General features: G+C 45.8%; 11 protein-coding genes. 10 read left to right on the top strand and 1 reads right to left on the bottom strand.

Going from position 1 to position 13,473, the window contains the following annotated elements:
- The first annotated feature begins 128 nt into the window (after positions 1–128).
- Entirely contained in the window at positions 129–1,322 is a 1,194-nt protein-coding gene (locus PSI15_RS04325; RefSeq protein WP_273582450.1) for an MFS transporter, read from the top strand.
- A 32-nt stretch (positions 1,323–1,354) separates the two neighbouring features.
- Here PSI15_RS04325 and PSI15_RS04330 read toward each other — a convergent pair whose 3' ends face one another.
- On the bottom strand, positions 1,355–1,969 hold the full coding sequence (locus tag PSI15_RS04330; protein WP_273582451.1) for an FMN-binding negative transcriptional regulator: 615 nt from the start codon (positions 1,967–1,969) through the stop codon (positions 1,355–1,357).
- An 824-nt stretch (positions 1,970–2,793) separates the two neighbouring features.
- Between PSI15_RS04330 and tsaE the strand changes: the two genes are divergently transcribed.
- The 9 genes from tsaE (at position 2,794) to PSI15_RS04375 (ending at position 13,413) form a co-directional block, all read left to right on the top strand.
- Positions 2,794–3,258 (top strand): tRNA (adenosine(37)-N6)-threonylcarbamoyltransferase complex ATPase subunit type 1 TsaE, encoded by a 465-nt coding sequence (gene tsaE / locus PSI15_RS04335; protein ID WP_273582452.1) that lies wholly within the window; start codon positions 2,794–2,796, stop codon positions 3,256–3,258.
- Entirely contained in the window at positions 3,255–4,619 is a 1,365-nt protein-coding gene (gene amiB / locus PSI15_RS04340; RefSeq protein WP_273582453.1) for an N-acetylmuramoyl-L-alanine amidase AmiB, read from the top strand. The genes tsaE and amiB overlap by 4 nt, the downstream gene beginning before the upstream one ends.
- A gap of 39 nt (positions 4,620–4,658) precedes the next feature.
- A complete protein-coding gene (mutL, locus tag PSI15_RS04345) occupies positions 4,659–6,560 on the top strand; it encodes a DNA mismatch repair endonuclease MutL (protein ID WP_273582454.1) in 1,902 nt (633 codons plus the stop codon).
- Positions 6,553–7,494: a tRNA (adenosine(37)-N6)-dimethylallyltransferase MiaA gene (miaA, locus tag PSI15_RS04350; RefSeq protein ID WP_273582455.1), complete on the top strand. Its 942-nt coding sequence runs from the start codon at positions 6,553–6,555 to the stop codon at positions 7,492–7,494. Before mutL ends, miaA begins: the two co-directional genes overlap by 8 nt.
- A 124-nt stretch (positions 7,495–7,618) precedes the next feature.
- Positions 7,619–7,921 carry an RNA chaperone Hfq gene (gene hfq / locus PSI15_RS04355; RefSeq protein WP_273582456.1) on the top strand — a complete coding sequence of 101 codons (303 nt, stop codon included), beginning with the start codon at positions 7,619–7,621 and terminating at the stop codon, positions 7,919–7,921.
- Positions 7,922–8,016: 95 nt separating this feature from the next.
- Positions 8,017–9,297 (top strand): ribosome rescue GTPase HflX, encoded by a 1,281-nt coding sequence (gene hflX, locus PSI15_RS04360; RefSeq protein WP_045968243.1) that lies wholly within the window; start codon positions 8,017–8,019, stop codon positions 9,295–9,297.
- Between the two features lie 332 nt (positions 9,298–9,629).
- Positions 9,630–10,841, top strand: a complete 1,212-nt coding sequence (gene hflK, locus PSI15_RS04365; RefSeq protein ID WP_045968245.1) for an FtsH protease activity modulator HflK — start codon at positions 9,630–9,632, stop codon at positions 10,839–10,841.
- Positions 10,842–10,843: 2 nt separating this feature from the next.
- On the top strand, positions 10,844–11,854 hold the full coding sequence (gene hflC, locus PSI15_RS04370; RefSeq protein WP_045968247.1) for a protease modulator HflC: 1,011 nt from the start codon (positions 10,844–10,846) through the stop codon (positions 11,852–11,854).
- Between the two features lie 260 nt (positions 11,855–12,114).
- Positions 12,115–13,413 carry an adenylosuccinate synthase gene (locus PSI15_RS04375; protein ID WP_045968249.1) on the top strand — a complete coding sequence of 433 codons (1,299 nt, stop codon included), beginning with the start codon at positions 12,115–12,117 and terminating at the stop codon, positions 13,411–13,413.
- The last annotated feature ends 60 nt before the right edge of the window (positions 13,414–13,473 follow it).

Raw genomic sequence — 13,473 nt, forward strand, 5'->3', positions numbered from 1 at the left:
AAACACAAACTCTGTGTTTGCCCCTTAATCGTTATGCACTGCCCAGATATGGTGTTCTGAAATGACATACGACAACCAGATTTTAGCGGTTATATAAAACAGAGACCGTCGTGTAGTGGAGAAACATTTTGGAAAAGGCTATATGGAAACATAAGCAGTTTCGGATGCTATTTTCAGGTGCGCTGTTTTGTCATTTAGGGGGGAAGGTTTATGAGCTAGCATTACCATTATTAATCTACGATATCACCCGCTCATCGGAAATCATGGGCTGGATGCGTGCTGCCGAGTTTCTACCTTATATTCTCCTGGCAGCAGTGATTGGAGCTTTGATTGATCGAGTGGATCGTAAGGTCTGGTCTCAATGGATGATTGTGGGACAGGTTGTGTGTTTGCTGGCTGGCTGGTTAGCCATCGAGTTTAGTCCAAACCCATTGTGGGTACTATTCCCTTGTGCGTTCTTTATGATGGCTTTTAACTTTGGTTACCTTAACGCCAGAATGGGAATGCTGAAACATGTACTACCTGAAAATTTACAAAGTGCAGCGATCTCCAGTATGAGTTCACTGAGTAGCCTGTTCCAGGCACTTGGTCCTTTGCTGTCTGGTGTGATTATTTTATTCTCATCCGCCCATATTACTTTTCTATGGATAGCATTATTTCTGTTTATTGCCTGGTGTTATTTGTTCAAAATGCCTTACGAAAAAGAAGTATTCAGAACCCCTGAAAATATAAGAACGTCTATCGTTAAAGGTTGGAAGATATTACAAGCTAATGTTCCATTATATCATATGGCGCTGGCTATAATGGTGCTAAATACTTGCTCAATAGTATTTTCTTTGCAAGCTATCTATTATGCCAAAACGGTTCTGGTCATGAATTCTGTTAACATTGGTTATATGGTATCTGCGGGCGGAATAGGAGGAATACTAGGTTCTCTATTGACAGTTCACCTACGAAGCCGGTTTGGTTTAGGATTCGTGTTGGTTGTCACTATGATCCTTCAGGCATTTGGCTACCTTTTGATTCTATTTTTTAACCACTCTGTAATGTTGATTTTTGCTTTTTTCTGGACGAATTTCTTCGAAATAATCACAGCTCTTCTCGTTTACACTTACCGTCAAGAAAGTGTTAAAAAAGAGAATATAGGAAGAGTAATGGGTATTACTGGCACAATATTTAAATTAGGTTTACCTTTCGGTTTGGCTATTTCAGGGTATGTGGTTTCGGGAGGCAGGATAGATCTGCTGTTTATAGTTTGTGCACTCATTCAGATTAGTGTGGGGCTTGCGTGTTTGCTGAGTCCAGTGAGGGGAGTGAAATAGCTTACTGCGCCACAGACCTACTGGCGAACACCTTAATCGCCAGTGCCAATATGACGCCTTTTCATGTAATTAGCCAGTTTTACGTTATCGCTTTTTGTACTGTTTTTCAACGCCGTATAAACACCACGTTGGTCATCTTGGCTTCTATGTTGGCCGAGCTTTTCTTTAGCCTGAATTTCGTCGAGCCAGATTTTGAACCCGACTATCGCTTGCATTTTCTGATTGAGGTAAGCGTCTGGCATAAGTTCTTTGTTCTCTATCAGATTAGGTTCAAAGGTATTGACCAGAGTTTCCATGACCCATTTTGTCTCTTCGTTTCCTAGGATTTCTACTACCCCATAGCAATGTACTGCTGAATAATTCCAAGTTGGAACAGCATTGTGTGTTTTATACCAAGTTGGAGAAATATAAGCATGTGGCCCGGTAAAGACCACTAATACTCGCTGACCATCAAATTCTTTCCAGTGCTGATTAGCTTTGGCTACGTGCCCATATAACACGCCCATCTTTCCTTTATCGGGAGTAAAAACAAAAGGAAGATGGGTGCCTATTAGTGCGGGAGAAATCAATAATCCAAAGCTGTTGTTGATAATAAATGTCGACATGCTGTCTTGGTCAGTCATTTCCATTTTTTTTGGTATATACATTGTCGTTGCTCCAATGAAGCCGTTGATACCAGGTTAAGATAAATCTAAATGATTTATCATCGAAAAATTGCGACTTGAATCAAGGAATAGTTGATAGGAAAATAGCGTCAGCGTAGAGATGTTGGTACTTATTGCAAGACAATCTCTACCAAATATAAATTGTCGATAAAGCACTTGCTATCCTATTCCAACAGGTCCATAATGCCGCCTCATTTTTGAAGAGGCAGAGGAAAATTTCTCCACTAGCGTCTAGAATGGATGAGTGGATTTTTTATTTCGCTGCTGATTTCTGGTGTTGTCCACGAGAATTCAATTCTTGTTTTTTATCCACAGTATTTAACATGATTACCCTGCTGAGTCACCTGATGATGCTCTAGTTGTTACACAGAGTTATCCACAGGAGGCTTCTTCGTGTTTGGTTTTTTAGGCTTATCATTCACAACCATAGTTCAAACTTAACTTATTGATTAATTAAAGTAATTAACCTAATTTAAAAATAACATGATCAGTGTTTATTCTCTGTTTGTTAGTTGATCAGCAAAGTATTTTTATTTTTATTCACAAGGAAACGAACGGGTTTTTTTATAAGAAATTCGGCTGATTGATTATTGAGCACTCCCAGTCTTGATACGGCAAATTGCCGGACCTTCCGCGACACGCAGACACTTTTCTTCACGCCAGTTGAATACTTAGCTTAACACTTGGTAGTGCAGAAGATTCTCAATGATCACGTCTAAATTATGTTATGGTTATTGGTTAGCTATTTAACTGATATGTCTACCTGATTCGTTTCTAATCCAATAAATCAACATAGATATTTTTCAATGAAAGAACTCGTTTTATCACTTCCAAATGAAGATGCCACCGTTGCATTGGGTAACGCAGTGGCGGCAGTTGGCGATCGCGGCTATGTTATTTATTTATATGGCGATCTTGGTGCGGGAAAAACTACATTTAGTCGTGGTTTTCTGCAAGCTCTCGGCCATCAGGGGCATGTGAAAAGTCCGACTTATACGTTAGTTGAGCCTTATGCCTTACAACCACGGCCTGTTTATCATTTTGATCTTTACCGTCTGGCTGACCCTGAAGAGCTGGAATTTATGGGTATCCGTGATTATTTCCATCAGGAAGCCATTTGCCTGGTGGAGTGGCCCCAGCAGGGAGCGGGCGTTTTGCCGGATGCAGATATCGAGCTGCACTTGAGTTACGACAGTGAAGGGCGACAGGCACGTTTTGTTGCGTTATCTAAATATGGTGAAAGTCTGTTGGATAATTTGAAGTCCTTATGAAGGGATACCCGACCATGATGAATGCCTTTTTCGTGAATGCCTTTTACGTAAATATCAGCAAAAAATGGCGTGCCCATTGGGGGATGGCCTGTGTTTTGTTTTTCATGTTGAGCCAGTTGGTTATGACGACAGCCTCAGCGGCGACGTTGTCGAATATCCATGTGAATAATGGCTCTTCTGAGGCCGTCGTGACGTTGGAATTCACCGGCGGGTATCCTGATTATCGATTCTTTCCTTTGCATTCTCCTGAACGATTGGTGGTGGATATTCGCCAATCCAGTAAAGTTATTGGGTTGCCGATGCGTTTATCCGGCCAGAATCTGATAAAACTTGTGCGTTCCAGCCAGTCACCTGATGTACATCATCAGCGAGTGGTCTTGGCGTTAACACATAAGGTCACGGCCACTTCTGTGGTGAAAACGTCCTCAATGAAAAATACTGGACATCAATCGCAAGTGGTGCTGACCCTGAAAACCCAGGGAGTTGCAAGCGACGCAGCGGTATCCAATCATCATACCTTACAAAATGATAGTAAGCGATTACTTACAAATAATGCTGCATTGACAGGAAAAGACACTAAGCCCGTCTCGAATCAGCGTGAACAAGGTGTGAAAAAACAGGCTGGCCAATCTGAGCCAGAAAAAATAACTCGCTCGATTGTCATTGCTATTGATGCGGGTCATGGTGGGCAAGATCCGGGTGCGATTGGGCAACGGGGATTGAAAGAAAAAAACGTAACGATTAATGTTGCCCGTAAGTTGGAAGCCCTTTTGCGCAATGATCCCATGTTCAAGCCGGTGTTGACGCGAAATGGCGATTATTTTATCTCTGTGGCGGGGCGTTCCGAAGTTGCCCGTAAACATAAAGCCAATATGTTAGTCTCGATTCATGCCGATGCCGCACCCAATCGCAGCGCCAGAGGTGCTTCGGTTTGGGTGCTCTCCAACCGTCGTGCAAACAGTGAAATGGGAAATTGGCTGGAACAGCATGAGAAACAATCGGAATTACTGGGCGGTGCGGGAGATGCGCTTGCCAATGGGACGGATCCTTATCTGAGTCAGGCGGTGCTCGATTTGCAATTTGGGCATTCACAACGTGTTGGTTATGATGTTGCTGTGCAGGTGTTGAACCGGCTCGCTAAAATTGGTTCTCTGCATAAGCGCACACCAGAACATGCAAGCCTGGGTGTTTTGCGTTCGCCGGATATCCCGTCTATTTTAGTCGAAACGGGCTTTATCAGTCACTTGTCTGAAGAAGAACTATTAGGCTCCAATCAATATCAGGAAAAACTGGCACAAGCCATTCACTTGGGGTTACGTCACTATTTTCAGGCTAACCCATTGCAGTCTGCACCAAAGTAAATAGTCTGTGTCAAAGTCAAAACGTAAGTAAGGTCAAATATGGCTATCAAGATATTACCCCCACAATTAGCAAACCAGATTGCTGCCGGTGAAGTGGTTGAACGCCCTGCCTCTGTGGTCAAGGAATTGGTGGAAAATAGCCTTGATGCCGGTGCAACCCGTATTGATATTGACATTGAACGGGGTGGCGCGAAATTGATTCGGATCCGCGATAATGGTTGTGGGATCAGTCAGGAAGATCTGACTCTGGCGCTGGCACGCCATGCAACCAGTAAAATTGCTTCATTGGATGATTTGGAAGCGATTGTCAGTATGGGGTTTCGTGGGGAAGCGCTGGCGAGTATCAGCTCTGTTTCAAGGCTGACATTAACGTCCCGTACTGAAAGCCAGACAGAAGCGTGGCAATCTTATGCTGAAGGCCGTGATATGGAGGTGACGGTGAAACCTGCCGCTCATCCGGTGGGAACCACCGTTGAAGTATTGGATCTGTTTTATAACACGCCGGCTCGCCGAAAATTCCTGAGAACCGAGAAAACGGAGTTTGGTCACATTGATGAAGTCATACGGCGGATAGCGCTGGCGCGATTGGATGTCGCCATCAATCTGAATCACAATGGAAAATTGGTGCGTCAGTATCGCCCTGCCAAAGATGAATCTCAGTATGAACGCCGCTTGGCCGCGATTTGTGGCGCCGCGTTTGTGCAACAGGCGCTGGCGTTGTCATGGCAGCATGATGCCTTGTCCATTAAGGGCTGGGTCGCTGATCCCGTGAATACGGCAGTCAGCGATATCCAATATTGCTATGTCAATGGGCGCATGATGCGGGATCGCCTGATTAATCATGCGATTCGTCAAGCGTATCAGGATTTGATTAAGGGTGAACAGCAACCCGCTTATGTTTTGTATCTTGAAATCGATCCGCGCCAAGTGGATGTCAATGTGCATCCCGCCAAACATGAAGTCCGTTTCCATCAGGCTCGCTTAGTCCATGATTTTATTTACCAAGGCGTGGCGGCGGTACTGAAACAACGCACTGGAGGAGATGAGTTGGCGCTGGGTTGCCAAGAAAGTGCTGCAAGCTGGGTGCCGGAGAATCGCCCTTCTGCGGGAGAAAATCATTTTCTCGGCAAGCGTAATGAGCGAGCTGATGAGGCACCTTCACGACGGCATGAACATCATGATCGTGGCACATCGCAAGCACATCATAAGGAAAGCTACCAGAAAAAACAGGGTGAGTTGTATCAAAATATGATGCAATCTTCACCGGAAGAAAAACGTGTGTTATTTCCAGAAAGGAGTGAGCCGACCTCTCAGCCAATCGCTGTTCCTGCCACACCAGTGCCATCAGGATCGGGGAAATCTGAGCTTGGAAAATTAGATCTTGGAAGATATAGCTTTGGCAAAGTATTGTGCATTTATGCCGCAAGCTATGCCTTGATCGAATCCCCCTTGGGAATCGGTCTGCTTTCCCTGCCAGTGGTTGAACGCTGGCTAAAACAGGCGCAACTGACCCCAGGGGAGCAGGGATTAAAATCTCAGCCCTTATTAATCCCGCTGAAACTGGCTCTCGATCAGTCAGAAATGCAGGCACTGAAGCAGAATAGTGACTTATTAAAGACTTTTGGGATTGAATCGACAGTCGCGCATGGAAAAGTGACCATTCATGCGGTATCGTTGCCTCTGCGCCAACAGAACCTGCCTAAACTCTTGCCGGAACTGTTGGGCTATCTAGGGGAACAGTCAACGGCTTCTGTGGAACAGGTGGCCATTTGGCTTTCCCGTCATGTGGGTAGCGAGCATGAAACGTGGAACATCGCGCAAGCCGTCCAGCTTTTGGCTGAGGTCGAGCGCCTTTGCCCGCAACTGGTGGGATCGCCGCCGGATGGGTTATTACAATTAATTGATTTACAAGCAGTGGTGGCACTTTTTAATCATGAGTGATTTAAAAACTCAACATCTGCCGACAGCCATTTTTATCATGGGGCCAACGGCTTCAGGAAAAACGGCGTTATCGATCGCTTTACGTCAGCGTCTTCCGGTTGAATTAATCAGCGTCGATTCTGCGTTGATTTATCGCGGAATGGATATTGGAACCGCAAAACCGTCTACAGAAGAGCAGGCACTGGCCCCGCATCGTTTGATCGATATTCTTGACCCCACGGCAGTCTATTCTGCTGCTGATTTTCGCCGTGACGCCTTGAAAGAAATGGCAAAGATCACAGCGGCTGGGAGAATTCCACTCCTGGTTGGTGGAACCATGCTATATTTCAAAGCATTGTTGGAAGGATTATCGCCTTTGCCTTCAGCGAACCCTGAGATCAGGACGCACATTGAACAACAGGCAGTGGAGCTGGGATGGGACGTTTTACATCGACAATTACAGGACATTGATCCCGTTTCTGCGGCAAGGATTCATCCGAATGATCCACAACGTCTTACTCGTGCACTGGAAGTTTTTCGGATTTCGGGTAAGACTTTAACTGAATTGACTGAAACGTCTGGAGAAGTATTGCCTTATCAGGTTCATCAGTTTGCGATCGCGCCGGCAAGCCGTGAAACTTTGCATCAACGCATCGCAGCCCGTTTTGAACAAATGATCAAATCAGGGTTTGAAGATGAAGTGAAAGCGCTTTATGCTCGTAGTGATTTGCATACAGATTTACCCTCCATTCGTTGTGTTGGTTATCGTCAGATGTGGTCTTACCTCGCGGGCGAAATATCTCATGATGAGATGGTTTATCGCGGTATCTGTGCGACACGCCAATTGGCAAAGCGTCAGATCACGTGGCTCAGGAGTTGGGACAATGTGACTTGGTTGGATAGTGATCAACCTAAACAAAATCTAAACACAGTCATGCAGGTTATTAGTACATAAATTCATTGATTGTGTACAATTGATCAGTACAAATGATCGGTACGAAAGTGTTATTTTTGAGTAGTTACTTCTTTTCGAACCAATAGGTTCTTAGTGAAAAACAACAAAATAAGGAAAATATAGAATGGCTAAGGGGCAATCTCTGCAAGATCCATTCCTGAACGCTTTACGACGTGAAAGGGTCCCGGTTTCTATTTATTTGGTCAACGGTATCAAATTACAGGGTCAGATTGAATCTTTTGACCAATTTGTCATTTTACTGAAAAACACGGTGAGTCAGATGGTTTATAAACATGCCATCTCTACTGTTGTGCCTTCCCGTCCGGTGTCTCATCATAGTAACAACCAGGGTGTGCCGACTGGCGTTGGAAATTATCACGCTGGCACTAACCCAGCGGTACAACAGGAAAGCGATGGCGCTGAATAAATCAGTCGCTGTGCCTGAAAATAAAAACATAGGTAGGGAGACTTTACCTATGTTTTTTCTTATTGGATTTTTACTCAGCCTGAGGGGTTGCACCGTTGTTTGATCGTTATGAAGGCGGAGAGTTAGCCGTTCTGGTGCATGTTTTCTTCTCACAGGAAAAAGATACGGAAAATCTCAGTGAGTTCGAGTCATTGGTGACTTCCGCAGGTGTTTCTCCTGTGCAGATTGTAACGGGAAGCCGGAAGGCACCTCATCCGAAATATTTTGTCGGAGAGGGCAAGGCAGAGGAGATTGCTGAAGCTGTCAAAAACAGTGGTGCAGATGTGGTGTTATTTGACCATGCCCTCAGCCCAGCACAGGAGCGTAATCTTGAACGCTTGTGCCAGTGTCGTGTTGTTGATCGCACGGGTGTGATTCTGGATATTTTTGCCCAGCGGGCAAGAACGCATGAAGGCAAGTTACAAGTCGAATTGGCACAATTGCGTCATCTGTCCACCCGTCTGGTACGGGGCTGGACTCACCTTGAACGCCAAAAAGGGGGAATCGGGCTGCGTGGACCCGGAGAAACCCAGTTGGAAAGTGACCGCCGTATGTTGCGTGACAAAATCAAACAGATTTTGGGACGCCTTGGCAAAGTTGAAAAACAGCGTGAACAGGGGCGTCAGGCACGCAATAAAGCCGATATCCCAACCGTCTCTCTTGTCGGTTACACCAATGCGGGGAAATCCAGTCTATTTAATACAATAACTTCATCCGAAGTTTATGCGGCTGATCAGCTTTTTGCCACCTTGGATCCGACATTGCGCCGAATAGAGGTGGATGACGTTGGCACGGTTGTTTTGGCGGATACCGTCGGTTTTATCCGCCATTTGCCTCATGATTTGGTGGCCGCGTTCAAGGCGACGTTGCAGGAAACTCGGCAGGCGAGATTATTGCTGCATGTTGTTGATGCGGCTGATACTCGCGTCGATGAAAATATTACCGCTGTTGACAGTGTGCTTGAAGAGATTGAATCCCATGAAATCCCTTCACTGATGGTAATGAATAAAATCGATATGCTGGAAGATTTTATTCCCCGTATTGATCGTGATGAAGAAAATCGTCCGGTCAGAGTTTGGTTGTCAGCACAAACTGGCGAAGGTATACCTCTGTTATTGCAAGCGTTGACTGAGCGCCTCTCAGGTGAAATCGCACACTATAAATTGCATCTTCCACCTGAGGCGGGGCGTCTGCGCAGTCGTTTTTATCAGCTTCAGGCCATTGAACGTGAATGGATGGAAGAAAATGGTGAGGTGGGTGTTGAAGTCAGGATGCCTATCGTTGATTGGCGTCGTCTGTGCAAACAAGAACCCAATTTACCAGACTATGTTGTCTGAATGTTGTCTGATTGATTGGCGCAAGACAACAAACAAGGTATCATTTTATCTGCCATTTCAAGGTGCTTATAGTCATGGAGTAGCAGAGATGAAATGGCGGTGATGAAATGACTGTGCCAGAATTGCAGTGACAGAATCAGCACTGTCAAAAGTATCACCCAATAATATTGGTTGCTTACAAAAACGATGAAGTCCGTCGTTTCTGCCCACGGAGGCCGCTGCTAGACCTGTCAGGGACAGGCAACGGTCTGTGAAGTGGGAAGCCTCACCCATCTGGGTGGAGAGCAGTCACCTCTGAAAAACCAGTAAAAACTAGAAAGTGGAGCTAAAACATGGCGTGGAATCAGCCCGGTAATAACGGACAGGACCGCGACCCGTGGGGAAGCAGCAATAATAATGGCGGCAACTCCGGCGGCAACAATAAAGGTGGTCGTAACCGTGGGGCAACTGATCTCGACGATCTGTTCCGTAAACTGAGTGAAAAACTCGGTGGTCTCGGTGGAAACAAAGGTGGAAATGGTTCTGAGCAGAACGCTAAATTTGGCGGGCGTCTTATTGGCCTTGCCGTTGCTGCTGCAGTTGCTGTTTGGGTTGTAAGTGGTTTCTATACGATTAAAGAAGCAGAACGTGGTGTAGTCACTCGATTTGGTAAGTTTAGTCATGTTGTACAGCCTGGCTTGAACTGGAAAATGACGTTCATCGATCAGGTCAGAGCTGTCAACGTTGAAGCTGTTCGCGATTTGGCAACAAAGGGTGCCATGCTGACTTCGGATGAAAACGTGGTTTTGGCTGAAATGAACGTTCAATTCCGTGTCACTGATCCGGCAGCTTATCTCTTTAGTGTGACCAATCCTGATGATAGCCTGCGTCAAGCTACCGACAGTGCCGTGCGCGGTGTTGTTGGCAAATATTCAATGGAAACCAATCTGACGGAAGGGCGTACTGTTGTCCGTAACGATACTCAGAAGGTACTGGAAGAGACTATCCGTCCATACCATATGGGTATTACAGTAGTTGATGTCAACTTCCAGGCTGCTCGTCCGCCAGAAGAAGTTAAGGCCGCATTCGATGATGTTATCGCAGCGCGTGAACAGAAGCAGCAAACCATTCGTGAAGCCAAGGCTTATGAAAACGAAGTATTACCTAAAGCGGAAGGTGAAGCGCAGCGTATTATTGAAGATGCCAAAGCTTATAAAGTTAGCTCCGTATTGAATGCTAAGGGTGAAGTGGCGAGTTTTGCCAAAATTTTGCCTGAATATAAAGCAGCACCACAAATTACTCGTGAACGTTTGTATATCGAGACAATGGAGCGTGTGTTAAGTAATACACGTAAAGTCATTGCAACCGAAAAGAGTAACAACATGCTGCTATTGCCATTAGATCAAGCGGTGAATGATCCGGCGAAAGTTCAGCAAAATGTATCCAGTGACACAGCGGTACAGAAGATGATTCGTCAGAATCAATCAACGCCACGACGGGAATCCAGCACTTATAACGGTAGCGATAACCTGCGCGGTGATACGGTCAGAGTAGGGAGACCATAATCATGCGTAATTCATTCATTGTTGCGATTATCGCGGTATTGGTTGTTCTCTATGCATCAATCTTTACTGTGAAAGAAGGCGAACGTGGTATTGTTCTGCGTTTTAGTAAGGTTGTACGTGATGCAGAAAATAAGCCGGCCATTTATGAGCCTGGTCTGCATTTCAAAATTCCGTTTGTGGAAACAGTCAAAACCCTTGATGCCCGTATTCAAACTATGGATATCACGGCCGACCGTTTCTTGACGCGTGAAAATAAAGACTTGATCGTTGATTCTTACTTGAAGTGGCGCATTAACGATTTTAGTCGTTACTATCTGGCAACGGGGAACGGTGATATCTCCCGCGCTGAAATGATGCTGAGACGTAAATTCAGTGACCGTTTGCGTTCTGAAATTGGTCGTCTTGATGTCCGTGGCATTGTGACTGACTCCCGTGGTCGTTTAACGAGCGATGTGCGTGATGCCCTGAATCAGGGAACCCATGAAGAGGGTGGGGCAACGGATGCCGATAGTGCAATCGCCTCTGCGGCGGCCTTGGTAGCAAAAGAGACAAAAGGCAAGCAACCAGCCATTAACCCAAGCAGCATGGCTGCATTAGGTATTGAGGTTGTTGACGTTCGTATTAAACAGATCAACTTGCCACAGGAAATTTCAGAAGCCATTTACCAGCGTATGCGTGCTGACCGTGAGGCAGAAGCACGTCTCCTGCGTTCACAAGGTTTGGAAGAAGCAGAGAAGATACGCGCCGTTGCTGATAAAACAGCGACTGAAATTAAGGCAAAAGCACAGAGTCAGGCATTGGTTTTACGTGGTGAAGGTGATGCGGAAGCAACCAAACTATTTGCTGATGCGTTCAACCAAGATCCTGAATTCTATGTATTTATCCGTAGCTTGCGTGCTTACGAGAAGAGCTTCCAGAGTAAGGGGAATGATGTGATGGTACTCAGCCCAGACACTGACTTTTTCCGTTATATGAAAGCCCCTGAGGATCTACGTCCTCGTACTGCGGATTAAGTGATTTCGCTAGGTAAATTACCTAAAGTTTAGCATCATCAAACTGGCGGAATGCGGTTAATATACTTAGCCGCATTCTAGCCCACGATAAGCCACTGTCAAAAACGACAGTGGCTTATTTTTGTACGTCTGTCATTACCAATGTTTACTTAGCAGCCCATTTATATGACGAAACGAAATAACAGAAGTAACAAAAAATACTGAAAGGTGCCAAATGAGATGGTAGAATCCATTTTTAAGCAACCGAGTGAACTTTTGAAATGGGTAAGAACGTTGTCGTATTGGGCACCCAATGGGGTGACGAGGGCAAGGGTAAAATCGTCGACTTGCTGACTGAACGAGCTAAGTACGTAGTTCGTTATCAAGGGGGCCACAACGCGGGCCATACACTAGTCATCAACGGTGAAAAAACCGTTCTCCACTTAATCCCATCCGGGATCTTACGTGAAAATGTCATTAGCATTATCGCAAATGGGGTCGTTTTAGCACCAGATGCTTTGATGAAAGAGATGAAAGAGCTTGAATCACGTGGGGTTCCTGTACGTGAGCGCCTGCTTATTTCTGAAGCCTGTCCGCTGATCCTGCCTTACCATGTTGCATTGGATAACGCCCGCGAAAAAGCGCGTGGTGCCAAAGCGATTGGTACAACTGGCCGTGGTATCGGTCCTGCATATGAAGACAAAGTCGCACGTCGTGGTTTGCGTGTGGGTGATCTGTTTGATAAAGAAACTTTCGCCGCTAAACTGAAAGAGATCATCGAGTACCACAATTTCCAGTTGGTTAACTACTACAACGAACCTGCTGTTGATTATCAGAAAACATTGGATGACATTCTGGCTGTTGCCGATATCCTGACAGGCATGGTAGTTGACGTTTCTGACCTGCTCTACAAAGCAACTCAGAAAGGTGAGCTGGTGATGTTCGAAGGTGCGCAAGGTACACTGCTGGATATCGACCACGGTACTTATCCTTATGTGACTTCTTCCAACACCACTGCGGGTGGCGTTGCGACGGGTTCCGGTCTGGGTCCACGTTACGTTGATTATGTACTGGGTATTATCAAGGCTTACTCCACCCGCGTTGGCGCAGGCCCATTCCCAACTGAGCTGTTTGATGAGACAGGTGAATACCTGCGTCAGAAAGGTCAGGAATTTGGTGCGACAACAGGTCGTAGCCGTCGTACTGGCTGGTTGGATATCGTTGCTATTCGTCGCGCGATCCAAATCAACTCCCTGTCTGGTTTCTGCATGACTAAACTGGATGTGCTGGATGGTCTGAAAGAAGTGAAAATCTGCGTGGGTTATCGTCAAGCTGATGGCACTGTCATTGATACGACGCCACTGGCAGCAGAGAACTGGGAAGGTCTTGAAGCCGTCTATGAAACCCTGCCTGGCTGGGATGAAAGCACTTTTGGCGTGAAAGATCACAGCCAATTGCCACAAGCTGCATTGAACTACATCAAACGTGTAGAAGATCTGACTGGCGTTCCTGTTGATATTATTTCTACAGGCCCAGATCGTGCAGAAACGATGATCCTGCGTGATCCCTTTGATGCTTAATCGATAGCTTCATCTTTTAGGCGTATATAACCGGGCTTATTGCCCGGTTTTTGTTTTTCC

Origin of the sequence: Xenorhabdus sp. PR6a (assembly GCF_028599065.1) — a bacterium.
Lineage (GTDB): Bacteria > Pseudomonadota > Gammaproteobacteria > Enterobacterales > Enterobacteriaceae > Xenorhabdus > Xenorhabdus doucetiae.